The organism is Ensifer sesbaniae (assembly GCF_013283665.1).
In the GTDB taxonomy this organism is placed as follows: Bacteria; Pseudomonadota; Alphaproteobacteria; order Rhizobiales; family Rhizobiaceae; genus Ensifer; species Ensifer sesbaniae.
The window spans coordinates 578,519-603,653 of the sequence record NZ_JABEKU010000002.1 but is presented as its reverse complement, the minus strand read 5'-3'; the positions used below and the strand labels follow the sequence as shown (position 1 = coordinate 603,653).

The 25,135-nt window shown below is 63.1% G+C and carries 21 protein-coding genes; 11 read left to right on the top strand and 10 right to left on the bottom strand.

Annotated elements, in window-relative coordinates:
- Window positions 1-29: 29 nt before the first annotated feature.
- Together BHMPCIPO_RS20565 and BHMPCIPO_RS20560 are read right to left on the bottom strand one after the other, a co-directional pair.
- Window positions 30-2,462, bottom strand: a complete 2,433-nt coding sequence (locus tag BHMPCIPO_RS20565; RefSeq protein ID WP_246304613.1) for a heavy metal translocating P-type ATPase — start codon at window positions 2,460-2,462, stop codon at window positions 30-32.
- 375 nt (window positions 2,463-2,837) lie between these two features.
- Complete coding sequence (locus tag BHMPCIPO_RS20560) at window positions 2,838-3,035, bottom strand: heavy-metal-associated domain-containing protein (protein WP_173518689.1); 198 nt, start codon at window positions 3,033-3,035, stop codon at window positions 2,838-2,840.
- Window positions 3,036-3,465: 430 nt separating this feature from the next.
- Here BHMPCIPO_RS20560 and BHMPCIPO_RS20555 point away from each other — a divergent pair, with 430 nt between their 5' ends.
- Complete coding sequence (locus BHMPCIPO_RS20555; protein WP_173518688.1) at window positions 3,466-4,758, top strand: NCS2 family permease; 1,293 nt, start codon at window positions 3,466-3,468, stop codon at window positions 4,756-4,758.
- A 155-nt stretch (window positions 4,759-4,913) separates the two neighbouring features.
- Here the strand turns inward: BHMPCIPO_RS20555 and BHMPCIPO_RS20550 are convergent, their stop codons facing one another.
- A complete protein-coding gene (locus tag BHMPCIPO_RS20550) occupies window positions 4,914-5,234 on the bottom strand; it encodes a 2Fe-2S iron-sulfur cluster-binding protein (protein ID WP_173518687.1) in 321 nt (106 codons plus the stop codon).
- A 40-nt stretch (window positions 5,235-5,274) separates the two neighbouring features.
- Complete coding sequence (locus BHMPCIPO_RS20545; protein ID WP_173518686.1) at window positions 5,275-6,528, bottom strand: cytochrome P450; 1,254 nt, start codon at window positions 6,526-6,528, stop codon at window positions 5,275-5,277.
- Between the two features lie 112 nt (window positions 6,529-6,640).
- Between BHMPCIPO_RS20545 and BHMPCIPO_RS20540 the strand changes: the two genes are divergently transcribed.
- Window positions 6,641-7,489, top strand: coding sequence for a helix-turn-helix transcriptional regulator (locus tag BHMPCIPO_RS20540; protein ID WP_173518685.1), 849 nt, complete (start codon window positions 6,641-6,643; stop codon window positions 7,487-7,489).
- A 92-nt stretch (window positions 7,490-7,581) separates the two neighbouring features.
- Here BHMPCIPO_RS20540 and BHMPCIPO_RS20535 read toward each other — a convergent pair whose 3' ends face one another.
- The 3 genes from BHMPCIPO_RS20535 to puuE all read right to left on the bottom strand — a co-directional run bounded on the left by BHMPCIPO_RS20535 (window position 7,582) and on the right by puuE (window position 10,621).
- On the bottom strand, window positions 7,582-8,067 hold the full coding sequence (locus BHMPCIPO_RS20535; protein ID WP_173518684.1) for an ureidoglycolate lyase: 486 nt from the start codon (window positions 8,065-8,067) through the stop codon (window positions 7,582-7,584).
- Between the two features lie 105 nt (window positions 8,068-8,172).
- Window positions 8,173-9,195, bottom strand: coding sequence for an allantoicase (alc, locus tag BHMPCIPO_RS20530; protein WP_173518215.1), 1,023 nt, complete (start codon window positions 9,193-9,195; stop codon window positions 8,173-8,175).
- Window positions 9,196-9,205: 10 nt separating this feature from the next.
- The gene (puuE, locus tag BHMPCIPO_RS20525) at window positions 9,206-10,621 is read right to left on the bottom strand and encodes an allantoinase PuuE (protein WP_210266618.1); all 1,416 of its coding nucleotides are present in this window, start codon (window positions 10,619-10,621) and stop codon (window positions 9,206-9,208) included.
- Between the two features lie 173 nt (window positions 10,622-10,794).
- Here puuE and uraH point away from each other — a divergent pair, with 173 nt between their 5' ends.
- From uraH to xdhC, 4 genes are read left to right on the top strand one after another with little or no spacing between them, the layout of a single operon-like run.
- The gene (gene uraH / locus BHMPCIPO_RS20520) at window positions 10,795-11,166 is read left to right on the top strand and encodes a hydroxyisourate hydrolase (protein WP_173518682.1); all 372 of its coding nucleotides are present in this window, start codon (window positions 10,795-10,797) and stop codon (window positions 11,164-11,166) included.
- A 3-nt stretch (window positions 11,167-11,169) separates the two neighbouring features.
- On the top strand, window positions 11,170-12,648 hold the full coding sequence (gene xdhA, locus BHMPCIPO_RS20515; RefSeq protein WP_173518681.1) for a xanthine dehydrogenase small subunit: 1,479 nt from the start codon (window positions 11,170-11,172) through the stop codon (window positions 12,646-12,648).
- An 11-nt stretch (window positions 12,649-12,659) separates the two neighbouring features.
- Window positions 12,660-14,999: a xanthine dehydrogenase molybdopterin binding subunit gene (gene xdhB / locus BHMPCIPO_RS20510; protein ID WP_173518680.1), complete on the top strand. Its 2,340-nt coding sequence runs from the start codon at window positions 12,660-12,662 to the stop codon at window positions 14,997-14,999.
- Between the two features lie 17 nt (window positions 15,000-15,016).
- Window positions 15,017-15,886 carry a xanthine dehydrogenase accessory protein XdhC gene (gene xdhC, locus BHMPCIPO_RS20505; RefSeq protein WP_173518679.1) on the top strand — a complete coding sequence of 290 codons (870 nt, stop codon included), beginning with the start codon at window positions 15,017-15,019 and terminating at the stop codon, window positions 15,884-15,886.
- A 32-nt stretch (window positions 15,887-15,918) separates the two neighbouring features.
- Here the strand turns inward: xdhC and BHMPCIPO_RS20500 are convergent, their stop codons facing one another.
- Window positions 15,919-16,710, bottom strand: coding sequence for an NAD(P)H-dependent oxidoreductase (locus BHMPCIPO_RS20500; RefSeq protein ID WP_173518678.1), 792 nt, complete (start codon window positions 16,708-16,710; stop codon window positions 15,919-15,921).
- A 94-nt stretch (window positions 16,711-16,804) separates the two neighbouring features.
- Between BHMPCIPO_RS20500 and BHMPCIPO_RS20495 the strand changes: the two genes are divergently transcribed.
- Window positions 16,805-17,731, top strand: a complete 927-nt coding sequence (locus BHMPCIPO_RS20495) for a LysR family transcriptional regulator (protein WP_173518677.1) — start codon at window positions 16,805-16,807, stop codon at window positions 17,729-17,731.
- A gap of 18 nt (window positions 17,732-17,749) precedes the next feature.
- Here BHMPCIPO_RS20495 and BHMPCIPO_RS20490 read toward each other — a convergent pair whose 3' ends face one another.
- Window positions 17,750-18,664 (bottom strand): LysR family transcriptional regulator, encoded by a 915-nt coding sequence (locus tag BHMPCIPO_RS20490; protein ID WP_173518676.1) that lies wholly within the window; start codon window positions 18,662-18,664, stop codon window positions 17,750-17,752.
- 147 nt (window positions 18,665-18,811) lie between these two features.
- Between BHMPCIPO_RS20490 and BHMPCIPO_RS20485 the strand changes: the two genes are divergently transcribed.
- Window positions 18,812-20,050, top strand: a complete 1,239-nt coding sequence (locus BHMPCIPO_RS20485) for a urate hydroxylase PuuD (protein WP_173518675.1) — start codon at window positions 18,812-18,814, stop codon at window positions 20,048-20,050.
- Window positions 20,047-21,399 (top strand): guanine deaminase, encoded by a 1,353-nt coding sequence (gene guaD / locus BHMPCIPO_RS20480; RefSeq protein ID WP_173518674.1) that lies wholly within the window; start codon window positions 20,047-20,049, stop codon window positions 21,397-21,399. The genes BHMPCIPO_RS20485 and guaD overlap by 4 nt, the downstream gene beginning before the upstream one ends.
- Window positions 21,400-21,474: 75 nt before the next feature.
- Here the strand turns inward: guaD and BHMPCIPO_RS20475 are convergent, their stop codons facing one another.
- Window positions 21,475-22,296 carry an IclR family transcriptional regulator gene (locus BHMPCIPO_RS20475; protein WP_173518673.1) on the bottom strand — a complete coding sequence of 274 codons (822 nt, stop codon included), beginning with the start codon at window positions 22,294-22,296 and terminating at the stop codon, window positions 21,475-21,477.
- A 171-nt stretch (window positions 22,297-22,467) separates the two neighbouring features.
- On the opposite strand from BHMPCIPO_RS20475, the gene gcl reads away from it, so the two are divergent.
- A complete protein-coding gene (gene gcl / locus BHMPCIPO_RS20470) occupies window positions 22,468-24,252 on the top strand; it encodes a glyoxylate carboligase (protein ID WP_173518672.1) in 1,785 nt (594 codons plus the stop codon).
- A 65-nt stretch (window positions 24,253-24,317) separates the two neighbouring features.
- Window positions 24,318-25,133 (top strand): hydroxypyruvate isomerase, encoded by an 816-nt coding sequence (gene hyi / locus BHMPCIPO_RS20465; RefSeq protein WP_173518671.1) that lies wholly within the window; start codon window positions 24,318-24,320, stop codon window positions 25,131-25,133.
- The last annotated feature ends 2 nt before the right edge of the window (window positions 25,134-25,135 follow it).

The window sequence follows — 25,135 nt, the reverse complement described above, 5'->3', positions numbered from 1 at the left end:
GGCGGCAGGAGACCGGGGAGAATGTCTTTTTATGCTGCGCGTGCTGCGACCACCGGGCGAAATGCCCTGAGGCGCAAGGCGTTGCCGAGCACGAAGACGCTGGAGAGCGCCATGGCGCCGGCTGCGAAGATCGGCGACAGCAGGAGCTCATAGGCCGGATAGAGCGCCCCGGCGGCAACCGGGATCAGCACCGCATTGTAGGCGAAGGCCCAGAAGAGGTTCTCCTTGATGTTGCGGATTGTCGCCTTGGACAGTGCGATGGCATTCGGGACACCCAGGAGATCGCCGGACATCAGCACCAGATCGGCGCTTTCGATGGCGACATCCGTGCCGGTGCCGATCGCAAGCCCGACATCGGCTTCGGCCAGCGCCGGGGCATCGTTGATGCCGTCGCCGACGAAGGCAACCGCGCGTCCGCCTTCCTTCAGGGTCTTGAGTGCCGCGACCTTGCCGTCCGGCAGGACTTCCGCGATGACCTCATCGATGCCGAGCTTGGCGGCGATGGCTTCCGCCGTGCGACGGTTGTCGCCGGTGATCATCGCGACCTTCAGGCCGAGATCGTGCAGCATGCGGATCGCCTGTGGCGTGGTTTCCTTGATCGGGTCGGCAACGGCGATGATCGCCGCCAATTTGCCGTCGACTGCCGCATAGAGCGGGCTCTTGCCTTCCGAGCCAAGACGGGCCGCCTGCTCGGCAAAGGCGGAGACATCGAGCTTCAGTTGCGCCATCAGCCGGTCCGCGCCGACATGGATGGTGCGGCCCGCGACCTCGGCGCTGGCGCCGAAACCGGGAATGGCTTCGAACCTGGCGGACTCAGCGATTGCCAGACCCCTTGCCTTGGCCGCCTCGACGATCGCCTCGGCAATCGGGTGCTCGGAGCGGGTCTCGACGGCGGCGACCAGTGCCAGCACGGCGTCACGTTCAAAGCCCTCGGCAGTTTCGAGGTCGGTGAGTTCCGGCCGGCCCTTGGTCAAGGTGCCGGTCTTGTCGACGGCGATGACGGTGGCATTGCGCAGCGTCTGCAGTGCCTCGCCCTTGCGGAGGAGAACGCCCATTTCGGCGGCGCGGCCGGTGCCGACCATGATCGACGTCGGAGTGGCAAGGCCCATGGCGCAGGGGCAGGCGATGATCAGCACCGCAACGCCGTTGACCAGCGCGAAAGTCAGGGCCGGATCGGGGCCGAAGACCAGCCAGATGCCGAAGGTGACGAGCGCAACGGTGATGACCGCGGGCACGAACCAGGCGGTGACACGGTCGACCAGCGACTGGATCGGCAGCTTGGCGCCCTGGGCCTGTTCGACCATCTTGATGATCTGCGCCAGCACCGTGTCGGCGCCGACCTTGGTCGCACGGAAGGTGAAGGAGCCGGTTTTGTTGATGGTGCCGCCGACGACTTCACTGCCCGCGATCTTTTCGACCGGAACCGGTTCGCCCGTAATCATCGATTCGTCGACATAGGAGTTGCCGTCGATGACGCTGCCATCCACCGGCACCCGGTCGCCGGGGCGCACGAGTACGGTGTCGCCGGTGTGGACATCGGAGAGCGGGACCTCGATCGTCTCGCCGTCGCGAACGACGCGGGCGGTCTTGGCCTGCAGGCCCATCAGATGCTTGATCGCCTCGGAGGTCCGGCCCTTGGCGCGCGCTTCGAGGAAACGGCCGAGCAGGATCAGCGTGACGATGACGGCCGCCGCCTCGTAATAGACGTTGGCGGTACCGTCAGGCAGGAAATCCGGCGCAAAGGTTGCGACGACCGAATAGATCCAGGCGGCGGACGTGCCGATCGCGACCAGCGAGTTCATGTCCGGAGCCAGGCGGAGGAGGGCAGGCACACCCTTCTGATAGAAGCGCAAGCCCGGGCCGAAGAGCACCAGCGTCGTCAGCACGAACTGCAGGTACCAGCTTTCCTGCATGCCGATATTGGTCATGACGAAATCATGCACGGCCGGGACGAAGTGCGAGCCCATTTCGAGCACGAAGATCGGCAGTGTCAGGGCGCCTGCCAGCAACAGCGAGCGGGCAAGCTTCCGGGTCTCCTGTTCGCGCTTTTCGCCTTCGCGATCGACGCTTTCGTCGCCGGTGATGCGCTTGGCTGCGTAGCCGGCAACACGAACCGCTTCTTCGAGCGCCGCGGCCGTTGCGATCCCCGTCGTCACGCGGACCGAAGCGCGCTCGGTCGCCAGATTGACGTTGGCTTCAGTGACACCCGGCACCGTCTTTAATGCCTTTTCGATGCGGGCGACGCAGGAGGCGCAGGTCATGCCTTCGATGGTGAACTCGATCGTGTCTTCGGCAGCGCCATAGCCGGCATTTTCGATCGCCTTGACGATATCGGCCGATTTGGTGCCGGCATCGAAGCGAACGTCGGCGCGCTCGGTCGCAAGGTTGACCGAGGCCGCAGTCACACCCGGGACGGCGCGAATCGCCTTTTCGACGCGCGCAACGCAGGAGGCACAGGTCATGCCCTCGACGGGAATGCTGGCGCTGAAGGCAGCGGAAATCGCTTCGACGTCGTTATTTCTAATGGGGGTCACCGATCCCATGATCGAGCTCCTTTCACAGTCTTTTATCGCAATCTGGGCCTTCCAGCGATGGGAAGGTCAAGGGTGCCGCCGAACTTCCGTGCGACGAAATGAGAGATGAACTTCAGTGCGTTTGGTAGGTCTCAAAGCTTCCTATGACGGGAAGGTAGAGGTTCCCACCGTTGGAAGGTCAAGAGCAGGGCCTTAAATTTCTTCTCCTGGAAGGAAAGCGCTTTTGGCGAGCTACCGAACCAAAGAAAAACGCCCCGACATGGCCGGGACGTTTGGTCGGAAGTTATCCGCACGGAGCATCGTTCAGAGCGCGCGGCTCTCGTAGCCGGAAGCCTTCAGAGCGTCGCCGATTGCATCGGGGCCGGCAGCGGTGTCGACGCTGACCTCCCTGTTGCCGAGATCGACCTTGATCGTCGCCTGCGGGTCGACGCTCAGGATCGCCTTCTGGACGGCGCCGGCGCAGTGGCCGCAGGTCATGTTGTCGATCTTATAGGTCTGCATGCTTGTCTCCTTTGTTTCGTTGTGAGAGAAACTTGGCGCTTCCCACCGTTGGAAGGTCAATAGGCCTCTTCAACTTGTTTTCCTGGGGATCCGGGATCGCCTCTCGGGGTAGCGAGGCGCTGCAAACCGCCGTTTCGACGGCGACAAATGCTCCGAAAAATTTGAAAGTCTTTCATTTTAGAGCCCGGGAATGGACGGCTAGCGATCCGGCGCCGGAACACGCACAATCCGAAGGCTGTGCAAAAGGCATTCGCGTCGTCTGAAAGAGGGCGGACGATCGCCGGCCGGCACGGACCGCGAGGCGGTTCGTGAAGCGATCGACCCGGAAACCCCCGGGCGTTTCGAAATGCACTGACCGGGAACTGGAGGAGACGGTTTCCCGATCTCTGTCGTTCGGCTGCGTCGTGGTGACGCCGCCAAGGGAGGAAATATGTTTGAACGACTATTCAAGCTGAAAGAGCATCAGACGACCGCGCGCACCGAGGTGATCGCCGGCATCACGACATTCCTGACGATGTCCTACATCATCTTCGTCAACCCCGACATTCTGTCGAGCACGGGCATGGATAGGGATGCCGTCTTCGTTGCGACCTGTATTGCCGCAGCACTCGGTTCCGCCGTCATGGCACTCGTCGCCAACTGGCCGATCGGCATGGCGCCCGGCATGGGTCTCAACGCCTTCTTCGCCTTCACCGTCGTTGCCGCCCTCGGCTTCACCTGGCAACAGGCGCTCGGTGCTGTCTTCATCTCGGGCGTGATCTTCCTGATTCTCACCGTGACCGGTGTCCGTAGCTGGCTGATTGCCGGCATCCCGCATTCGCTCAGAAGCGCGATCGCCACCGGTATCGGCCTCTTCCTCGGCATCATCGCCTTGAAGAATGCCGGCATCGTCGTCGACAATCCGGCAACGCTGGTCGGCCTCGGCGATCTCAAGCAGACCGGACCGATGCTCGCCATCCTCGGCTTCTTCGTCATCGCCGTGCTCGACGCGCTGAAGGTTCGCGGCTCGATCCTGATCGGCATCCTGGTCGTCACGATTCTGTCGATGATCCTCGGCGTCAGTGAGTTCAAGGGGGTCGTCTCGGTACCGCCAAGCATCGCGCCAACCTTCCTGCAACTCGATATCATGGGGGCGCTGCATGGCGGCCTGCTGCACGTCATCCTCGTCTTCGTCCTCGTCGAAGTCTTCGACGCCACCGGCACGCTGATCGGTGTCGCCAAGCGCGCCAGGCTGGTCGAAGAAGGCAAGCCGAGCCGTCTCGGCCGCGCCCTTCTCGCCGACAGCACGGCGATCGTCGCTGGCTCGCTGATCGGTACCAGCAGCACCACTGCCTATGTCGAAAGCGCCTCGGGCGTTCAGGCCGGCGGTCGCACGGGTCTCACCGCGCTCACCGTCTGCGTGCTGTTCCTGGCAGCGCTGTTCTTCTCGCCGCTGGCAGCCGCCGTTCCGTCCTATGCGACGGCTCCGGCTCTGCTCTATGTCGCTGGCCTGATGATGCGCGAGCTGACCGAAGTCGAGTGGGACGACCTGACGGAAGCGGCACCGGCTGCGCTCACCGCGCTCGCCATGCCCTTCACCTACTCGATCGCCAATGGTCTTGCGTTCGGTTTCGTCAGCTACGTCGTGCTCAAGGTCTGCACCGGCAAATGGAGCGTCATCCACCCGGCCACCCAGATCGTTGCGGCACTCTTCATCGTCCGCTTCGCGTTCTTTGCAGGATAACGCAAATTGGCCGAGGCATGCCGCCTCGGCCAATCAGAACTTCCCCGTAAGTGCTGGCCGGAGCTACAAAAGTCGCTCCGGCCTTTTTGTGTCGACTTGGTTTTGAAGTACGCAAATCCGGACGGATGAACGCGTCACACTTTTCCTGGATTTGCTCAGTATTGCCCGGCCGGCAGGTGCACCACCAGGCCATCGAGCTCGGCCGAGACCGTGATCTGACAGCTCAGGCGGCTTCTCTCGTTCGGGTTGACGACGCACTCGATCATGTCCTGCTCCTGGAATTCGGGCGCCGGCAATCGCTCGGCCCATTCTCCGTCGATGTAACAGTGACAGGTGCCGCAGGCGCAGGAGCCGCCGCACTCGGCGGCGATGGCATCGATGCCGTTCTGCACGGCGGCGGACATCAGCGATTGACCGACCTCCGCCTGCACTTCCTTCGTCGTGCCGTCCGCGTCGATGAAGACGATCTTGGGCATGGATATTCTCCGGTTCTGAAAATGTTGGTGTCGGTTCGGGTTAAGCCGGGCGGATGGCGATCTTCAGCCGCTTGGGGCCGCGGACCGAGAGCCCGCACTTGTATTCCGGTTCCCGGTCGACGAGGTCGATGGTGGGGAAGCGGCGCAGCAGCGTGCTGAAGATGATATCCATGTCGAGACGCGCGAGATGGTTGCCGAGGCAGAAATGCACGCCGCCACCGAAGGCGAGGTGCCGGTTGGGCGTGCGGCCGATGTCGAAGGTATCGGCATTCTCGAACTGCTTCGGATCGCGGTTGGCAGCACCGTAGAGCAGGCCGAACTTGGTGCCCCGCTCGAAGCGCCGGCCGCAGATCTCGACGTCCTCGACGCAATGGCGATGGAAGAATGGAAGCGGCGACTCGTAGCGGAACATCTCCTGCACGCCGGTCTGGATCAGGCCAGGCTCGTTGCGCAGCCGCGCCATCTGTTCGGGGAAACGCAGGAGCGCATGCATGCCGCTGCCGAGTACGTCGATCGTCGAGCCGTGGCCGGCCATCAGGATCAGCATGCAGGTCGAGATGAACTCGTCGAAGTTCATTGCGCCGGAGCGTTCCGCTTCGATCAGCACCGAGATGAGGTCATCCTTCGGCGCCCGCTCGCGTTCGGCCTTCAGCGCCGTCAGATATTCGTAGAATTCGGTCGTGTTGTCTTCGGCGATCTTCTTGCGGGCGTCGGAGCGGTCGACGTCGAAGAATTGCACGATGTTCTCCGACCAGATGCGAAGCTGGGGACAGTCTTCGTCCGGAACGCCGAGCAGGCGGCCGATGATATGGCCGGGAACGTGGGCGGCGAGGTCTTCGACGAAATCGATCTCGCCGCGATTGGCAAGGCTGTCGATTAGGCGGTCGACATAGGCCTGGATCTGGTCGCGAAGCTTGGCGATCATGGCCGGCGTGAACAGCTTGAACACCTGCTTGCGCAGCCGGTCGTGCACCGCGCCGTCGCTATCGAGCAGGCTGAACTGCACGAAGCGCTCGTGGTGCGGCATGTCATGCCAGTTGCCGGCACGTTGCAGTTTCGCCAGCTCTTCCGCCGTCGCGATGTCCTCCAGCGAGCGCACCATGCGCTTGTCCATGACGATTGCCGAGACGTCCTCGAAGCGCGACGCCAGCCAAATGTCGAAGTCCGCGAAGTAGTGCAGTCCCTCCATTTCGCGCAAGGCGCGATAGGTCGGATAGGGATCGCGGGCAAAATCCGGGGACAGCGGCGCGAAGGTCAAACTCGCTGCTTCGCCGGTCGACGCGGCTTCGGTCATGGGCAACACTCCGTGCATAAAGCTGCATGATAGCGTCAACACCGTCTTGCTGGGAATGGTGGTCCATCGCAAGATGATGGACAAAACTCGCATCGGCTGACAGAAAGCGTAGATGCTGTCTGAAAACGAAGAGATCCACTTCCATACGCCGGCGAAATTTGCCGATGCGTTCCCGTATCTGGCGCTGGTCGCCGGAAGCCGAACGGCCCGTCGGGAGGAGCCGCCGATCCGCAAGCGGTTCCATCAGCATGTCTTCGTCTACACGACAGGTGGCTGCGGGCTGATCGAGGTGCGCGGACAACGCTTCCTCGCCGAAACGGGGAGTGTCGCCTGGCTCGATACCGCCCAGGCCTATGCGCATAGCTGCGCGCCCGACAGTGAAAACTGGTCCTATCTCTGGATGGGGATCGAGGGACACGGGCTTGATGCGCTCTATCAATTCCTCGGCGTGCAGCAGTCGCCGCTGTTCATGCCTAGGGATCCACAGACGGCACGCGCCGCCTTTGAGGCCGTGAGCGGATATCTTGCCGAACGCTCGCCGGCGACCGATGCCTTGGCGAGTGCGGCCATCTCCGGGCTGATTGCGGACATGATCGGGCCGCGTCTGACCGGTCGTGAGCCGGGCGAGGATGCTCCGGACGAGGATCGTTTGCAGGCGGTTCTTTCAGCGATGCGTGAGGATCTCGCCCGCGCCTGGACGATCGATGATCTCGCGAGCCTAGCGCGACTCAGCCAGTCGCAGTTCTTTCGCCGCTTTCGCGACATGGTGGGGACCACGCCGATGGATTGGCTGCGCCACGAGCGCATCAACCAGGCGAAGCGCCTGCTGGTCGGCCCCGACGCCAAGGTCGCGGCGGTGGCGGCGGTCTGCGGCTACCCGGATCCCTATCACTTCTCGCGCGATTTCCGGCGATTGACGGGATACACGCCGACGAAGTTTCGTCGGGATGGCGGTTATTGATGGGGCAATCGTATCATTCGCACAGTTTCGGCCGCGCCAGCGAGGCCCTGGCGCACCGATGACCCGGCCGGCCGACCGGGCCATTCGTTCGATCACACGATCAGGAACGGCTCCTTGAAGAAGTGTTCCTCCAGGTTGACGCCCTCGCCGCCGCGGTCGACCACTGCGAAATCCGAGACGTCATCAAGCGGCGTCAGGATGCCGTGCCAGACATTGCGGGCGATGTTGACGCCCTGGCCCGGCGTGGTCTTGAAGGCGATCGGTTCACCCGGGCCTTCGTCGGTTTCCCGGGATACGACCACGAGAAACGGATTGTCGCTCAAGGGGATGAAGGCCTGGCTGCCGAGCGGATGGCGCTCGACCATGGTGAGTTTCAGTGGCAGCGGATAGGGCTCGCCGCGCACCAGGCTGATCATCGGCCGGGCCTTCTCGCCCGTGGTCTCGATCTTGGCGAGGTCGTGATAGCGGGTGCATTTGCCGCCGTTGATGGGGAAGTTGTGGGCATTCTCCGTTTCGATCACGTCGCCGAAGGGCGCAAAGGCCTCCCGGGTCAGTGGTTGTATGACGATTTCCTTCATGCGACGCTCCTCCGTCCAATGTTGATCGATGGCAGCAATTCCAGGTTCGGTATTCCTGGGAGCTGCGCTTCAGGTCCGATCATTTCGTTTCCTCAGCGAGACGATCTAAGGGGTGCCGGCTTTCGCAATACGCCCGAAGACACGCAGCCGGCTGACGCCGCCGTCGGGGAAGATGTTGAAACGCACATGGGTCACTGGCCCAACGGCGGCGAGATCGTGGGCTTCATAGGTATGGATGCTGTCGGCCTGAAGCTTCTGCGGTGGCAGAACCTCGCGCCAGAACATCGACGATGCCGTGACGGACGCCGCCAAGTCGCAGTTGGCGGCTCCGAGGTCGGCCGCCTGCAGCGAACAGGCGTCGGGATAATTGCCCTTGAAATGGGCGGTGTCGACCACGATCCGCTCGACTTCGCCGCGTGCGGCAAGTTTGACGACGATCCAGTCGTTTCCGGGCTCGCGCCGCCGGCGGGTTTCCCAGCCGTCGCCCATGTTGATGCCGCGGCCGGGTGCAAGCAGCCGCTGGTGGCCGTAGTGCCCGTTCGAATAGATAATGATGCGCCCGCCGAGCAGCGATGAGGCGAGGTCGACCACCGTGTCGCCGATCACCGTCGGATCGAGAGCAGGCGTGCCGTAAACTTTGAGGCGGGCAATGCCGCCATCGGGATAGATGCGCAGGCGGACATGGCTCCAGACCGCATCCGATTTCGCCTCGAAGTGATGCAGCGCGTTCGGGCCGAGCGGCCGTGGGCACACCAGTTCCGTCCAGACAGTCTCTTCGTTCGGCTCTCCCGGAGCTAGGCAGGCGTCGATGGCGCAGGCGCTCGGATAGTTGCCGGTGAAATGCGCGGTATCGACCTCGAAGCCTTGGATACGGCCATTCGCGGCCAGCGCGATAATGGCGTGATCGTTGCCGGGCCCGCGGCGTCGCCGCGTCTCCCAGCCGTCCATCCACTTGCCGTTTTCGTCGTAGACACCGGGATGATAGACCGGCGGCGCGTCCTGGAGCAAACGCTCGAGCGGTGCGAAGAACTCGTCGGTCGCGAAGACCGGCCTTGCGCCGAGACCGGCGGAGGCGAGGTTGATCGCGTTCAGCGCGAATTCGGGCGGGCTCACGCCGTCGGTCGTCATCGCGAGGCCCTCAGCTCGGCAGCATGTCCTTGAGGCGCAGATAGGCGATCCGTTCCACCTGCCGGCACGCGGTCTCGAACTCCGTTTCACGGTCGTTGTTGATCCGGCTCTCGAAGGCCGCAAGGATTTCACCCTTGGTGCGCCCCTTGACCGCCATGATGAACGGGAACTTGAACTTCTCGACATAGGCAGTGTTGAGCGTGGTGAAGCGTTCGCGTTCAGCGTCGGTCAGCGCGTCGAGCCCGGCGGACGCCTGCTCGTTGGTCGAGCTTTCGGTAAGCCGTTTCGCCTGCGCCAGCTTGCCGGCGAGATCCGGGTGGGCGATCAAAACGGCAAGCCGTTCCTCGACCGAGGCTTCGCGGAAGACGGCGGACAGCACTGCGGCAAGGCCGATCGCCGTGTCGTTGGCGGGCGAAAGCTCACCCTGGAAGGCGCGCTTGGCGATCCACTTCGAATGTTCGAAGACGCCGCCGAACTTGGCGACGAAGGCCTCTTCGCCAACTCGTGACGGACGATCGTCCCAGGCCTTGTACGGATAATTCTCGGTCCAGTAGTGGGCGATGTCGATGCGCTTTGCGAGCCAGACCTTTTCATGGCTTTGCACGTAATCGAGGAAGCGGGCCAAGGCTGCCGCGCGGCCGGGCCGGCCGACGAGGCGGCAGTGCAGCCCGATGCTCAGCATCTTTGGCGCGCCGGCGGTACCTTCGGCGTAGAGGACGTCGAAGCTGTCCTTGAGGTAGCTGAAGAACTGGTCGCCGCTGTTGAAGCCCTGCGGCGTCGCGAAGCGCATGTCGTTGCTGTCGAGCGTATAGGGGATGACGAGCTGATGGCGCCCGGCGTGTTCATGCCAATAGGGCAGGTCGTCGGCATAGGCGTCGGAAACATAGTCGAAGCCGCCCGCCTGGGTGACGAGGTCGAGCGTGTTGTCGGAGCAGCGCCCCGTGTACCAGCCGCGCGGGCGCTCTCCGGTGACGATGGTGTGCAGGCGGATCGCCTCGGCGATCTCCTGGCGCTCGCGCTCGGCTGAAAAGTCCTTGTGCTCGATCCACTTGAGTCCGTGCGAGGCGATTTCCCAGCCGGCATCCTGCATGGCCGCGACCTGTTCCGGCGAACGCTTCAGCGCGGTTGCCACACCATAGACGGTTGCCGGCACGCCACGCTCCGTGAACATGCGGTGCAGCCGCCAGAAGCCGGCGCGGGCGCCATACTCGTAGATCGATTCCATGTTCCAGTGGCGCTGGCCCTGCCAAGGTTGCGCGCCGACGATTTCCGACAGGAATGCTTCGGATGCTGCGTCGCCATGCAGCACGCAGTTCTCGCCGCCTTCCTCGTAGTTGATGACGAATTGCACGGCGATCCGCGCGCCGTCGGGCCATGTGATCTTGAAGTTCGGGCCGTGGCCGTGAAGATCGCGGGGGTATCTCATCAAAGCAGCTCCTCCAGACATTTTCGTCTCTGCGCCAAGATTTCTAACGGCATTTCCGCTGACCCATTCCCCCCAAAAAATTTGAAAGTCTCGAATGATCCGCTCGCTATCAACCGGGCCGGAATGCCGGAATACTGCGAGGTGGAAAGCTGACTTCGGGAGGAGCGAACAGAATGCAATCTCATGGTGGAAACGCCGGTCGCCTGACGACGCATGTGCTGGATACGGCAAGCGGCAAGCCGGCCGAGGGGCTGCGCATCGAGCTCTACCGGGTCGATGGCGAGCGCCAGACGCACATCAAATCGGTCAAGACCAATGACGATGGCCGCTGCGACGAACCGCTCTTGAGCGGCGAACGGATGCAGACGGGCACCTACGAGCTGCATTTCCATGCCGGCGACTATCTCGGCGGTGCGAGCCAGCGCGGCGAGAATCCGTTCCTCGACGTGATCCCGATCCGCTTCGGCATCGAGAACCAGGGCGCGCACTACCATGTGCCGCTGCTTCTCTCGCCTTATGGCTACTCCACCTACCGCGGGAGCTGAGGCATGACCATCCAGATCCGCAACACCATCCGCTTCATCCTGAACCATCGCCTAGTCGAGCTTGCCGACGTGTCGCCGGTTCAGACCTTGCTCGATTTCCTGCGCATCGACCGCAATCTCAAGGGCACCAAGGAAGGCTGCGCCGAGGGCGACTGCGGCGCTTGCACGGTGCTCGTCGGCCGACTGCTCGACGGCAAGCTCAAATACGAATCCGTCAACGCCTGCATCCGCTTCGTCGGCTCGCTCGACGGCTGTCATATCGTGACGGTGGATTCGCTGGCGCAGCCGGCGGGGCCCTTGCATCCGGTGCAGCAGGCGATGGTCGACACCCATGCCTCGCAGTGCGGTTTCTGTACGCCGGGCTTCGTGATGTCGCTCTATGGCCTCTGGATGGAAAACGCCAAGCCGTCGATCGCCGGGATTGAAAAGGCGCTGCAGGGCAACCTCTGCCGCTGCACCGGCTATGCCGCTATCATCCGTGCGGCAGAAGCGATCTCGGCGATCGGCGATGTCGGCAAGGATCCGCTGGTGGTCGAACGTGATCGGATCGCCAGGGAATTGGCTACGCTGCAGGATGGTCGCCGGGTGGAAATCGGCTCGGAGACGGAGCGTTTCATTCTTCCGGGCTCGGTCGACGATTTCGCCGCCGTTCTCGAAGCCAACCCGAAGGCGACGATCGTTGCCGGTTCGACCGATGTCGGTCTCTGGGTGACGAAGTTCATGCGCGACATCTCGCCGGTCATCCACCTGACCCATCTCGAAGAACTGCGCCGGATCAGCGTCGATGCGGAGGGCGTGACCCTCGGCGCCGGTGTCAGCTATGCCGAGGCCTATCCGGTCATCGTCGAGCACTTCCCGGAACTGACGGAGCTTTGGGATCGCATCGGCGGCCAGCAGGTACGCAACATGGGCACCGTCGGCGGCAACATCGCCAACGGCTCGCCGATCGGCGACACGCCGCCGGCACTGATCGCGCTCGGCGCATCGATCACGCTGCGGAAAGGCGATCGCCGTCGCACGGTGGCGCTCGAGGACTTCTTCATCGCCTATGGCAAGCAGGACCGTGAGCCCGGCGAGTTCGTGGAATCCGTGCGCATCCCCTTCGTCTCGGATGATGCCCGTGTCGCCGTCTACAAGGTAACGAAGCGCCTGGACGAAGACATCACCGCCGTCTGCGGCGCCTTCCGTATCGCCTTCGATGCCGGCCGGGTGACTGACGCAGTCATCGCCTTCGGCGGCATGGCCGGCACGCCGAAGCGCGCCTCCAATGTCGAGGCTGCCCTCAAGGGGGCGGAGTGGACCGAGGAGACGATCGAGCGCGCGGTTACGGCCTTTGACCAGGATTTCACACCGCTCACCGACTGGCGCGCCTCGGCGGAGTACCGCCAGCTGGTGGCGAAGAACCTGCTTCGCCGCTTCTATCTCGAAACGCAGTCGAGCGGCCAGATCCGCCTCGATCGCACGATTGCTGTCGCGGTTTAAGGGAGGAAGCCATGAATGTGATGCAGCCCATCGACCGCATCCGCGGCGGCGTACATGAAAAGGAACGGCACGAGTCCGGCCACAAGCACGTATCGGGTACCGCCGAATATATCGACGACATTCCGGAGCCCCAGGGCACTCTGCACGGTTATCTCGGCCTGTCGCAGCGCGCGCATGCGGAGATCCTGTCGATCGACTTCGAAGCCGTGTCGAGCAGCGAAGGCGTGATTGGCGTCCTGACGGCGGCCGACATCCCCGGCGAAAACGACATCAGCCCGGCGCACAAGCACGACGAGCCGATCTTCGTCACCGACAAGGTGGAGTTCCACGGCCAGCCGATCTTCGCGGTCGTCGCAACGTCACGGGAGGCGGCCCGCCGTGCCGCCGCCAAGGTCAAGATCGAATATCGCGACCTGCCGCATGTGACCGACGTGCTGGAAGCGGCCGCTGCCAATTATCCATTGGTGATCGATCCGCTGAAGCTCGAGCGCGGCGACATCGAGGCCGGCTTCGCCAAGGCGAAGAACATCCTTGAAGGCGAGATGCGGATCGGCGGCCAGGATCACTTCTACCTGGAAGGGCAGATCTCCTTCGCTATTCCCGGCGAGGACGACGAGGTCCTCGTCTATTCCTCGACCCAGCATCCGAGCGAGACGCAGCACATGGTCGCGACCGTGCTCGGCGTGCCGTCGAATGCGGTCACCGTCAACGTGCGCCGCATGGGCGGCGGCTTCGGCGGCAAGGAAACCCAGGCCAACATCTTCGCGGCCGTTGCGGCTGTCGCCGCCAAGAAGTACCGCTGCCCGGTCAAGGTCAGGCCCGACCGCGATGACGACATGAGCGCGACCGGCAAGCGCCACGACTTCCATGTGGACTACAAGCTCGGCTTCGACGACGAGGGGCGTATCGAAGCCGTTGATGCCGTCTTTTCGGCGCGCTGCGGCTACTCGGCCGATCTCTCCGGACCGGTTACCGACCGCGCGCTGTTTCACGCCGACAATTGCTATTTCTATCCGAATGTGCGGCTGCGCTCGCGTCCGCTGAAGACGAACACCGTCTCCAACACGGCGTTCCGCGGTTTCGGCGGTCCGCAGGGCATGGTCGGGGGCGAGCGCATGATCGAGGAGATCGCCTATGCCGTCGGCAAGGATCCGCTCGAAATCCGCAAGCTGAACTTCTACGGCGGCGAGGGGCGAAACCTGACGCCCTACCACCAGACCGTGGAAGACAACATCATCGGCCGGATCATCGAGGAGCTGGAAACCTCGGCCGACTACGCCAAGCGCCGCGAGGCGGTGATCGCTTTCAACCGTGAGAACAACGTGGTCAAGCGTGGCATCGCGCTGACGCCGGTGAAGTTCGGCATCTCCTTCACCAAGACGGAGTACAACCAGGCCGGCGCTCTCGTGCACGTCTATACGGATGGTTCGATCCATCTGAACCATGGCGGCACCGAGATGGGGCAGGGGCTCTACACCAAGGTCGCCCAGGTGGTGGCCGACGAGTTCCAGGTCGATCTCGACCGGATCAAGGTGACGGCAACGACGACCGGCAAGGTGCCGAACACCTCGGCGACCGCGGCGTCGTCCGGCTCCGATCTCAACGGCATGGCCGCGGCCAATGCGGCACAGCAGATCAAGGCACGGCTGGTCAAGTTTGCCGCCGAGCGCTGGAACGTCAGCGAAACGGATGTCGCCTTCGAGCCGAACACGGTGCGGATCGGCGTCGATCGCCTGAGCTTCAACGAGTTCATCAAGATCGCCTATGGCGCCCGCATCCAGCTTTCGGCGGCCGGATTCTACAAGACGCCGAAGATCCACTGGAACCGCGCCGAAGGCCGTGGGCGGCCGTTCTTCTACTACGCTTACGGTGCGTCCTGCTCCGAGGTCAGTGTCGATACGCTGACCGGCGAATACCAGGTCGACCGCACCGATATCCTGCACGATGTCGGCCGGTCGCTGAACCCGGCGCTCGATCTCGGTCAGGTGGAAGGCGCCTTCATTCAGGGCATGGGCTGGCTGACGACGGAGGAACTGTGGTGGGACGCCAAGGGCCGGCTGCGCACGCATGCGCCGTCGACCTACAAGATCCCGCTTGCTTCCGATCGCCCGCGTGTCTTCAACACCCGCCTTGCCGAATGGTCGGTCAACCGCGAGGAGACGATCCGCCGTTCGAAGGCGGTGGGGGAACCACCGTTCATGCTCGGCATTTCGGTCCTCGAAGCCCTTTCGATGGCGGCGGCCAGCGTTGCGGAGTATCGTATAGCTCCGCGCCTCGATGCGCCAGCAACGCCGGAACGGGTGCTGATGGCGATCGAGCGGCTCCGGGCGGCCGCACGGCAGAAAGGGTGAAGAAGGGTTGATCGGTCATGGTAGCGAGCCGCGAGGATATCAGGGACTTTCTCAGACGCGAGCAGGACTGCTTGCTCGTGGAAGTGACGGATGCTGCGGGTTCGACACCGCGCGACACCGATGCCTGGATGCTCGTCGCCCCCGAAAGCCTCTTCGGCACGATCGGCGGCGGTCAGTTGGAATACATGGCGATCGATCATGGCCAGCGGGCACTGAAGCGTGGTGATGCGCCCGATACGCTGACAATCCCGCTCGGCCCTGAGATCGGCCAGTGTTGCGGCGGGCGCGTGGCGCTCGCCTTCACACGCATCGATCGGGAGAAAGCCGCCATGCTGATTGAACGCAGCGACCTGGAGATCGCCGGCCGGCCGCATGTCTATGTCTTCGGCGCCGGCCATGTCGGCGATGCGCTGGCTATGGCGCTCTCTTTAGTGCCGGTGCGCACCGTTCTCGTCGATACCCGCGAGAACGAGCTTTCGGCCGTTGCCGACATTCCCGGCATCGAAACCTGCCTGACGGCGATGCCGGAAGCTGTGGTGCGCGATGCCCCGCCCGGCAGCGCCTTCGTCATCCTCACCCACGACCATGCACTCGACTTCCTGATCGCGGCGGAAGCGCTTCGCCGCGACGATGCATCCTATGTCGGGATGATCGGGTCGAAGACGAAGCGCGCGACCTTCAAGAACTGGCTGTCGCGTGAAATCGGCCGGCCGGAGCTTTTCGACCGGCTCGTCTGCCCGATCGGCGGCACGACGGTGAAGGACAAACGACCGGCGGTCATCGCTGCGCTCGCCGCCGCCGAGGTGATGGCGGCGGCGCTCAATTTCCGCCAACCGGTACAAGCCGATGCCTCGCGTCGGTCGGCTGCGGCCAAAATTGTCCGCTGACGCTGTCGCCCGACAACGGGCCTAGGGTCGCGCTATTGTGTCTCGCCGTTCAGGTGAAGCGCAAAACTGCGCGCATCCGGGGCTCCGACCTCCGGGCGAAGCTCCAGTGTCGGGATCACATAATCCCCACCATTCTGCCGGCGATAGGGAATGGGCGCGGTCGTCGCCAGTGTGCGCATCCTCTGCCGCAGGCGCTCGGCCGTCGCTTCGAAGCCGGCGTCGTCGAGGCTGTCGACCCGGTAGGCGACGAAGGGCGGCAGTACGTCGTAACCAGGGTAAAAGAGGATTCCGTGGTTGATCGGGAACAGCAGGTCGTCGATCGGCCCGTTGACCCCACGCGGCGAATAGTGCTCCTCCCAGCCCCCCGTCGTCACCACCAGCATGGCGCGTTTTCCGGCAAGCGTGCCCTCACCAAAACGCTTGCCCCAGTATTTGTCACTGTGCTCGCCGACGCCATAGGCGAAACCATAGGCATAGACACGATCGACCCAGCCCTTGAGGATCGCCGGCATCGAATACCACCACAGCGGAAACTGCAGGATCAGGGCATCGGCCCATAGCAGCTTTTCCTGTTCGGTCTTGACGTCGGCGGTCAGCGTATCGGTGGCGAAGGCCTGCTTCGATGCCCGGCTCGGTTTGAAACGCGTGTCCGAGGGAAGGGTCGGGAAGTCGGCGCGGTCGATTTCGGATTTCCAGCCTTCGGCATAGAGGTCTGTCACGCGGACCTCGTGGCCCTCGGCCTCAAGCGCCTTGATGGCGGTATCGCGCAGTGCGCTGTTGAGCGAGCGGGGTTCGGGGTGGGCATAGACGAGCAGAACTTTCATGGTCGGTGTTCCCTGTGTCATCAACTGAGAACCTAGGTAGACCGCGGCGACCCTATGCGCTAGACATCCGGAATGCATAGGATTGTGCCGAAAAATGGATAGATCAGACGTTACGCTCGAACGGATGCGTACCTTCGTGCGCGTCGCCGAGCGTGGCAACCTGTCGGCGATTGCCCGTGAGCTCGGTGTTGGCCAGTCCACGATCACCCGGCAATTGCGGGAGCTTGAGGAGGCGGTCGGCGTGCCGCTGCTCAGCCGCACCACCCGACGCGTCACCCTGACCGACGAAGGCAGCCGCTATTATGCCGACAGCATCCAGATCCTGCGCCTGGTGGAGCAGGCCGGCGACGAGGCCCGCGGCACGCGCGGTGCTGCCGCCGGCACCATTCGTATATCCTGCACGGCGGCCTTTGGCGTCTTGCACGCCAGCCGGCTGATCTTCGCCTTTCAGGACAAATATCCGGAGATCGCGGTCGACCTAAGCCTGACCGACGAGCGCATCGATCTGGTGCGCGAAGGCGTCGATATCGCACTGCGTCTCGGGCCGCTCACCGACAGTTCGATGAAACTACGGCCGTTGGGCGAAAGCCGGCGTCTGCTTGTTGCGGCACCCGCCTATCTGGCAGCGCGTGGCACTCCCGTTTCTGCGCGGGACCTCTCCGGTCATGAGGGGATCCGCATGTCGAACGTGGCGGGCAGCGACATGCTCATTCTGGAGGGACCGGACGGCCGCAGCCATTCGGTACCCTTTGCCGGGCGTTTTCGCGTCGATCATGGGCTTGCCGCGCGAGAGGCCCTCATCGCCGGGCGTGGGATCGCCCCCACCCATCAATGGCTGGTCGATGATCTGCTGGCGAGCGGCCGGCTCGTGCCGCTCCTTCCGGATTACGCGCTGCCGTCCGTACCGCTTAGCATGCTGATCGTGCCTGAGCGCGCGGGCATCGCCCGTGTTCGCTTGCTGGTCGACTTTCTCGTTGAGCAAATCCGCGGCATTCCTGGGATCGAGAAGGCCAAGCCGTAGGATCTGCGATCAGCCAGCCTATTCCAGCGCCTTGCCGATAAGCCGTTGACAGCGCTCGGCCATGTAGTCGATCATCAGCCGGACCTTCGGATCCTGGAAGCGCTTGTGCGGATAGATCGCCGCAAGTTGCACGCTGAGTGGTGGCGTGTCGGCGAGGATCGGCACCAGCGCACCGGAATTGATGTGGCTTTTCACCTCGAAGAGCGGCTTGTTGATTATGCCGCGGCCGTCGAGCGCCCATTGGGTGAGCACGTCACCGTCGTCCGAATCATAAGGGCCGGTCACCTCGAGCTTGCGCACGCCCTCCATGGTCTGCAGCGTCCAGAAATATTCCTTCGAGCCGGGATAACGCAGCAACAGACAGTCGTGCTTGTCGGCGATCAGCGCGTCGGGCGTCTGGGGTATGCCACGTTTTTCGAAATAGGCGGGCGCTCCGCAGACCACGCGTTCGCAATTCATGATGCCGCGCATGCGCAGGTTCGAATCTTCGAGGATGCCGAGCTTGAAGGCGACGTCGACGCCTTCGGAGAGGATGTCGACATTGTGGTCCGACAGGCGAAGCCGCACTTCGATGTCGGGATATTTGTCGTGGAACTCCGGAATGCCCGACGCAATCAGGCGCCGACCTATCCCCAAGGGAGCGGTAATCTTCAGCGCACCCTTCGGATTGCGCGAGAGATCGGCGATCGCGTTTTCCGCTTCGTTGACCGCTTCGAGGATCTTCACCGCCCCGTCGTAAAAGACGCGGCCGTGCTCCGTCGGGGTCAGCTTGCGCGTCGTCCGATTGAACAGGCGAACGCCCATATGGCGCTCCAACTCTTTGATTCTATTACTTGCAACCGCCGGCGTCACGCGCTGGTCGCGACCGGCTGCCGACAGGGTTCCAAGCTCTACGACGCGCACGAAGACGCGCACATTGTCCAGATATGACATGCCTCCGTCCCACTCCTCCGGCCTCTCTCTAGCCTATCCATTCCGTCGCCATTTTATAGATTTTTTTGAAAGTGTTGGTGAAGCAGCGACGTTCCCGCGACCTCCAGCAATGACACATAATGCGCCGAGGAGAAATGGGAGAATTGCATGTACGAGTATGCCATAGCCTGGGATTGGCTGACCTTTGCCGTGCGATGGCTGCACGTGATCACCGCCATCGCCTGGATCGGTTCGTCGTTCTATTTCGTCGCACTCGACCTCGGTCTGAAGAAGAGGCCAGACCTGCCTGTTGGCGCCTATGGCGAAGAATGGCAGGTGCACGGCGGCGGCTTTTATCACATCCAGAAATACCTGGTCGCACCGTCCAACATGCCGGATCACCTGATCTGGTTCAAATGGGAATCCTACGTTACCTGGCTTTCCGGCTTCGGCATGCTGTGCCTGGTCTACTACGCCGGTGCCGACCTCTTTCTGATCGATCCGAACGTGCTCGACGTTTCGAAGCCGGTGGCAATCGCCATCTCGCTCGGCTCGATCGGCTTCGGCTGGCTTGCCTATGATACGATCTGCAAGTCGCCCTTCGGCCGCGACAATACCAAGCTGATGGTGCTTCTGTACTTCATCCTGGTCGGCATGGCCTGGGGCTATACGCAGCTCTTCACCGGCCGCGCCGCCTTCCTGCATCTCGGCGCCTTCACCGCCACGATCATGTCGGCGAACGTCTTCTTCATCATCATTCCGAACCAGAAAATCGTCGTCGGCGATCTCATTGCCGGCCGCACGCCGGACGCGAAGTACGGCGTGATCGCCAAGCAGCGTTCGACCCATAACAACTACCTGACGCTGCCGGTTCTGTTCTTGATGCTGTCGAACCACTATCCGCTGGCCTTCGGTACCCAGTACAACTGGATCATCGCCTCGCTGGTCTTCCTGATGGGCGTCACCATCCGCCACTATTTCAACACCCGCCATGCGGACAAGGGCAACCCGACCTGGACCTGGCTCGTCACCGCGCTGCTCTTCGTTGCGATCATGTGGCTCTCGACCGTGCCGAAGGTGCTCGCCGGCGGCGGGGAGGAGAAGATCTCCGCCGCACAGCAGCCCTTCGTGACCGCGGAAGCCTTTCCGAAGGTGCGCGACACGGTGCTTGGCCGCTGTTCCATGTGCCATGCCAAGGAGCCGGGCTGGGAAGGCCTGATCGTGCCACCGAAGGGCGTGACGCTCGAAACCGACACCGAGATCGCCAACCACGCGCGTGAAATCTACCTGCAGGCCGGCCGCAGCCACGCGATGCCGCCCGCCAACGTCACCGGCGTATCCGACGAGGAGCGGCAACTGCTCGTCGCCTGGTACGAGTCCGTCGTGAATGGAGGAAAGACCCAATGACCGAATTGCTGATCCGCGGCCGCGTGCTGACCTTTGTCGAGGAACCGAAGGGCATCAACGATGCGGCGTCCTATCGCTACTTCGAAGACGGCGCCGTGCTGGTGCGAGGCGGCAAGATTGCCGATATCGGCGAGCATATCGATGTTGCCCGCCGCGCCGGCGCGAGCGTTAAGGTCGCCGACCATCGCCCCAATCTGGTGCTGCCAGGGCTCATCGACACGCATCTGCACTTCCCGCAGACGCAGGCGATCGCCTCTTATGGCGCCCAGCTTCTCGAATGGCTGAACACCTACATCTTCGTTGAGGAGCAGAAGTTCCGGAAGCCGGAACATGCCGACTTCATCGCCGGCCGCTTCATGGACGAACTCCTGTCGAACGGCACGACCACGGCAGTCGCCTATTGCTCGGTGCATCCGGAGAGCGTCGACGCCTATTTCAGCGCGGCGGAAGCGCGTGGCATGCTGATGATCGGCGGCAAGGTGATGATGGACCGCAACGCGCCGGACGCGCTGCGCGACACCCCGCAGCAGGGCTATGACGAGACGAAGGCGCTGATCGCCAAGTGGCATGGCCGCGGCCGTGCGCATTACGCCATCAGCCCGCGCTTCGCCATCACGTCGACGCCGGAGCAGATGGAGGCGAGCCGCACGCTCGTCGCCGAGCACCCGGAATGTTATGTCCAGACGCACCTCTCCGAGAACAGGGACGAGATCGCCTTTGCGACCTCGCTCTACCCGGAGGCCAAGGACTATACCGACATCTATGCGCGTTATGATCTTCTGACGCGCAAGACCTTGCTCGGTCACTGCATTTATCTGAGTGATCGCGAGATTTCGGTTCTTGCCGAGACCGGGGCCGTCGGCACCTTCTGCCCGACCTCGAACCTCTTCCTCGGCTCCGGTCTCTTCGACCGTGACCGTTTCGACAAGCTCGGCGCCCGATGGTCGGTCGCAACCGACGTCGGCGCCGGCACCAGCTTCTCGATGCTGGAGACGATGGACGAAGCCTATAAGGTGCTGCACCTGCAGGGCCAGCGCCTGACGCCGTTCAACTCCTTCTACCGCATGACGCTTGGCAATGCCCGCGCGCTCGACCTCGACGACCGTATCGGCTCGCTGCATGTCGGCGCCGACGCCGATATCGTCGTGCTCGACAGCCGCGCCAAGCCATCGATGGAGCTGCGCATGCGGGTCGCCGGTTCGCTGGCGGAGGAACTCTTCATCCTGCAGACGATGGGCGACGACCGCTGCGTGGCCGAGACCTACGTCGCCGGCAAGCCGATGAAACACCCTGCGATTGCTGTGAAGGATACGGCGGCAGCGGCTGCCCGAAGCCTTGAAACGGCCTGAGCGAAACGAAGTTTTCTCTCAAACGTGAAGCGCCGCGCGTCTGATCGATGCGCGGCGTCTGCTTCTTCTTGGCAGCTACAGTTCTTCCGGCCGCTTGCCGCCCATCGCCTTGGTGAGCGCATCGGCGCGCTCACGCACGATGGGGCCGAGGGTTGACAGTTTCTCGTCATTGACGCGAACCGATGGGCCGGAGATCGAGATACCGGCGATCGTTTCGCCGTACTCGTTGAAGATGGGGGCTGCGACGCAGCGCATGCCGAGCGTGTGCTCCTCGTCATCGACGGACCAGCCGCGGTGGCGGATCTCCTGGATATCCTTCAAGAGGGCCGGGAGCGTGTCGCGGGTCTTGTCGGTGAAATGCGCGAGCTCGCGGCCGCCGAGAAGCTGGGCGATCTCCTTGTCCGACCAGGTCGAAAGGATCGCCTTGCCGATGCCGGAGGCATGAACCGGACCGCGGCGCCCGGGACGGAAGAAGGCGCGCATCGGCGCGTGGCTTTCGACCTGCGAAATGAAGACGACGTCGCCGCCTTCCTCGATGCCGATGTTGGCCGTCTCGCCGCTTTCTTCCATGAGACCCTTGAGGAAGGGGCGGCTGATCGTTCCGAGCTTGCGGAAGCGCAGATAGGCATTGCCGATCTCGAATGCCCTGAGGCCGACGGTCCAGGCGCCGGTGTCGGGGTCGTTCATTACCATGCCGTGGCCGGCCAGCGTCGTCAGCAAGCGGTGGACCGTGGACGGCGCCATACCGGTCTCGTCGGCAAGCTGGGTCAAGGTCGAGCCGTCCTCCTGGGCGACGACCGTCAGAAGAGCAAGGCTGCGATCGAGCACCTGGACGGATGACGGTGCCGCATTCTCGCCCGCCTTGCGTCCGCGTTTTCCTCTGCCGTTGCCGTCCATCGAAGCCTCTCTGCAAATCACGTCTCTCGCCCATCATCCTCTATCAGGACCCTGAGGGATTTTCTCCGATTTGTTGAAAATCTTTATTTCCGTATGATGGAAATGATTTCCATTTATGTGTTGCCGTTTGAAATTAATGGATTATGGTTCCATGAAATAGGAGGAAATCTCATGGCTAAGATGCGTGCCGTCGACGCGGCTGTTTATGTTCTGGAGAAGGAAGGTATCGACTGCGCTTTCGGCGTGCCCGGCGCTGCCATCAACCCGTTCTACTCCGCGCTGAAGGCGCGCGGTTCGATCCGCCACATCCTGGCTCGTCACGTTGAGGGCGCATCGCATATGGCCGAGGGCTACACCCGCGCCAAGCACGGCAATATCGGCGTCTGCATCGGCACATCCGGCCCGGCCGGTACCGACATGATCACCGGCCTCTATTCGGCCTCGGCGGATTCGATCCCGATCCTCTGCATCACCGGCCAGGCGCCGCGCGCCCGTCTCGACAAGGAAGACTTCCAGGCGGTCGATATCGCCAAGATCGCTGCACCCGTCACCAAATGGGCGGTCACGGTCATGGAGCCGGCACTCGTTCCCTTCGTCTTCCAGAAGGCATTCCACATCATGCGCTCCGGCCGTCCGGGCCCGGTGCTGATCGACCTGCCGGTCGACGTCCAGCTGGCGGAAATCGAGTTCGATCCGGACACCTATCAGCCGCTTGAACCCTACAAGCCGAAGGCGACGCGCGCCCAGGCCGAAAAGGCTTTGGCGATGCTGAACGAAGCGGAGCGTCCGCTGATCGTTGCCGGCGGCGGCATCATCAATGCCGACGCCTCCGATCTCCTGACCGAATTCGCCGAGATCACCGGCGTTCCTGTCATCCCGACGCTGATGGGTTGGGGCACGATCCCGGACGATCATCCGCTGATGGCCGGCATGTGCGGCCTGCAGACGTCGCACCGCTACGGCAACGCCACCTTGCTGGCCTCCGATTTCGTTCTCGGCGTCGGCAACCGCTGGGCCAACCGCCACACCGGCAACGTTCCGACCTATACGGAAGGCCGCAAGTTCGTTCACGTCGACATCGAGCCGACCCAGATCGGCCGCGTCTTTGCGCCTGATTTCGGTATCGTCTCGGATGCGGGCGCTGCCCTTAAACTTTTCCTCGATGTCGCAACGGAGTGGAAGACGGCCGGCAAACTGCGCGACTGGTCCGCCTGGGCGGAAGAGTGCCGCGAGCGCAAGCGCACCATGCTGCGCAAGACGCACTTCGACCAGACGCCGCTGAAACCCCAGCGCGTCTATGAAGAGATGAACAAGGCCTTCGGCCGCGATACCTGCTACGTTTCGACCATCGGTCTCAGCCAGATCGCGGGTGCCCAGTTCCTGCACGTCTACAAGCCGCGCAACTGGATCAACTGCGGCCAGGCCGGCCCGCTCGGCTGGACCCTGCCTGCCGCCCTCGGTGTTCGCGCCGCGGATCCGGACCGGCCGATCGTAGCACTTTCCGGCGATTACGATTTCCAGTTCCTGATCGAGGAGCTCGCCGTCGGCGCCCAGCACAAGCTGCCCTACCTGCATGTCGTCGTGAACAATTCCTACCTCGGCCTCATCCGCCAGGCACAGCGCGGCTTCAACATGGACTTCGAGGTCAGCCTCGCCTTCGACAACATCAATGCGTCGGGTGATGCGGAAAAGGGCTACGGCGTCGACCACGTCGCAGTTGCCGAGGGCCTCGGCTGCAAAGCGATCCGGGTGCGCAGCCCGAACGAATTCCAGGAGGCCTTCGACCGGGCCCGCGCACTGATGGACGAGCACCAGGTTCCCGTCGTCATCGAGTTCATCCTGGAGCGCGTCACCAACATCTCGATGGGCGCCGACATCAATGCCGTCGTCGAGTTCGAGGAACTGGCGACCCGCGGCGAAGACGTGCCGACGGCGATCACCGCTCTGCTCGACTGAGGAAAGTGTGGGCGGTTCTCCGCCCGCATCCCGCTCCAAAGACAAACACAAGGAGGAAGCATCGCATGGCGAAGTTCGCTGCGAACCTGACAATGCTGTTCAACGAGGTGCCGTTCCTCGATCGTTTCGCCCTTGCTGCCAAGACCGGCTTCGAAGGCGTGGAATATCTGTTTCCCTACGAATTCGAGAAGGTGAGCCTGCGCGCCGAACTTCAGCGCCACGGCCTGACCCAGGTCCTGCACAACCTGCCGGCCGGCGACTGGGGACGCGGCGAGCGCGGCATCGCCATCCTGCCCGATCGGGTCGACGAATTCCGCCAGGGTGTGGCGAGCGCGATCGACTATGCGACGGCGCTCGATTGCAAGCAGGTCAACTGCCTGGTCGGCATCGCGCCGGACGGCGTTTCCGACAGCATCCTGCGCAAGACGCTGGTCGCCAACCTGAAGCTCGCAGCAAGCGAACTCGGCAAGCACGGCATCCGCCTGCTGATCGAGCCGATCAACCGCTTCGACATTCCGGGCTTCTACCTGAACACCGTGGGTCAGGCTGCCTCGATCATCGAGGACGTCGGCAGCGACAACCTCTTCATCCAGTACGATCTCTACCATCAGCAGCGCACCGAGGGTGAACTGGTCGGCACCTACAAGCGCCATGCCAATCGCATCGCCCACGTTCAGCTTGCCGACAATCCGGGCCGCAACGAGCCGGGCACCGGCGAGATCAACTATCCGTTCGTCTTCGACGCGCTGGAGGAGGCCGGCTACGACGGCTGGATCGGCTGCGAATACAAGCCGCGCACCACGACGGCCGATGGCCTTGGCTGGCTCGGCACCGAGCGCCAGCGCACCCAATCCGCAAATATCATCAAGATCAGGAGCTAAGC

Bases quoted from the DNA above. Each gene is read 5' to 3' on its own strand.
- xdhC (WP_173518679.1), top strand. From the start codon at position 15,017: ATGGTAGCGAGCCGCGAGGATATCAGGGACTTTCTCAGACGCGAGCAG.
- hyi (WP_173518671.1), top strand. From the start codon at position 24,318: ATGGCGAAGTTCGCTGCGAACCTGACAATGCTGTTCAACGAGGTGCCG.
- BHMPCIPO_RS20565 (WP_246304613.1), bottom strand. From the start codon at position 2,462: ATGACCTGTGCCTCCTGCGTTGCGCGCGTCGAAAAGGCGATTCGCGCC.
- BHMPCIPO_RS20540 (WP_173518685.1), top strand. From the start codon at position 6,641: ATGCTGTCTGAAAACGAAGAGATCCACTTCCATACGCCGGCGAAATTT.
- xdhA (WP_173518681.1), top strand. From the start codon at position 11,170: ATGACCATCCAGATCCGCAACACCATCCGCTTCATCCTGAACCATCGC.
- BHMPCIPO_RS20560 (WP_173518689.1), bottom strand. From the start codon at position 3,035: ATGCAGACCTATAAGATCGACAACATGACCTGCGGCCACTGCGCCGGC.
- BHMPCIPO_RS20475 (WP_173518673.1), bottom strand. From the start codon at position 22,296: ATGGACGGCAACGGCAGAGGAAAACGCGGACGCAAGGCGGGCGAGAAT.
- BHMPCIPO_RS20495 (WP_173518677.1), top strand. From the start codon at position 16,805: ATGGATAGATCAGACGTTACGCTCGAACGGATGCGTACCTTCGTGCGC.
- BHMPCIPO_RS20545 (WP_173518686.1), bottom strand. From the start codon at position 6,528: ATGACCGAAGCCGCGTCGACCGGCGAAGCAGCGAGTTTGACCTTCGCG.
- guaD (WP_173518674.1), top strand. From the start codon at position 20,047: ATGACCGAATTGCTGATCCGCGGCCGCGTGCTGACCTTTGTCGAGGAA.
- BHMPCIPO_RS20500 (WP_173518678.1), bottom strand. From the start codon at position 16,710: ATGAAAGTTCTGCTCGTCTATGCCCACCCCGAACCCCGCTCGCTCAAC.
- BHMPCIPO_RS20555 (WP_173518688.1), top strand. From the start codon at position 3,466: ATGTTTGAACGACTATTCAAGCTGAAAGAGCATCAGACGACCGCGCGC.
- BHMPCIPO_RS20490 (WP_173518676.1), bottom strand. From the start codon at position 18,664: ATGTCATATCTGGACAATGTGCGCGTCTTCGTGCGCGTCGTAGAGCTT.
- BHMPCIPO_RS20535 (WP_173518684.1), bottom strand. From the start codon at position 8,067: ATGAAGGAAATCGTCATACAACCACTGACCCGGGAGGCCTTTGCGCCC.
- gcl (WP_173518672.1), top strand. From the start codon at position 22,468: ATGGCTAAGATGCGTGCCGTCGACGCGGCTGTTTATGTTCTGGAGAAG.
- BHMPCIPO_RS20550 (WP_173518687.1), bottom strand. From the start codon at position 5,234: ATGCCCAAGATCGTCTTCATCGACGCGGACGGCACGACGAAGGAAGTG.
- alc (WP_173518215.1), bottom strand. From the start codon at position 9,195: ATGACGACCGACGGCGTGAGCCCGCCCGAATTCGCGCTGAACGCGATC.
- xdhB (WP_173518680.1), top strand. From the start codon at position 12,660: ATGAATGTGATGCAGCCCATCGACCGCATCCGCGGCGGCGTACATGAA.
- uraH (WP_173518682.1), top strand. From the start codon at position 10,795: ATGCAATCTCATGGTGGAAACGCCGGTCGCCTGACGACGCATGTGCTG.
- BHMPCIPO_RS20485 (WP_173518675.1), top strand. From the start codon at position 18,812: ATGTACGAGTATGCCATAGCCTGGGATTGGCTGACCTTTGCCGTGCGA.
- puuE (WP_210266618.1), bottom strand. From the start codon at position 10,621: ATGAGATACCCCCGCGATCTTCACGGCCACGGCCCGAACTTCAAGATC.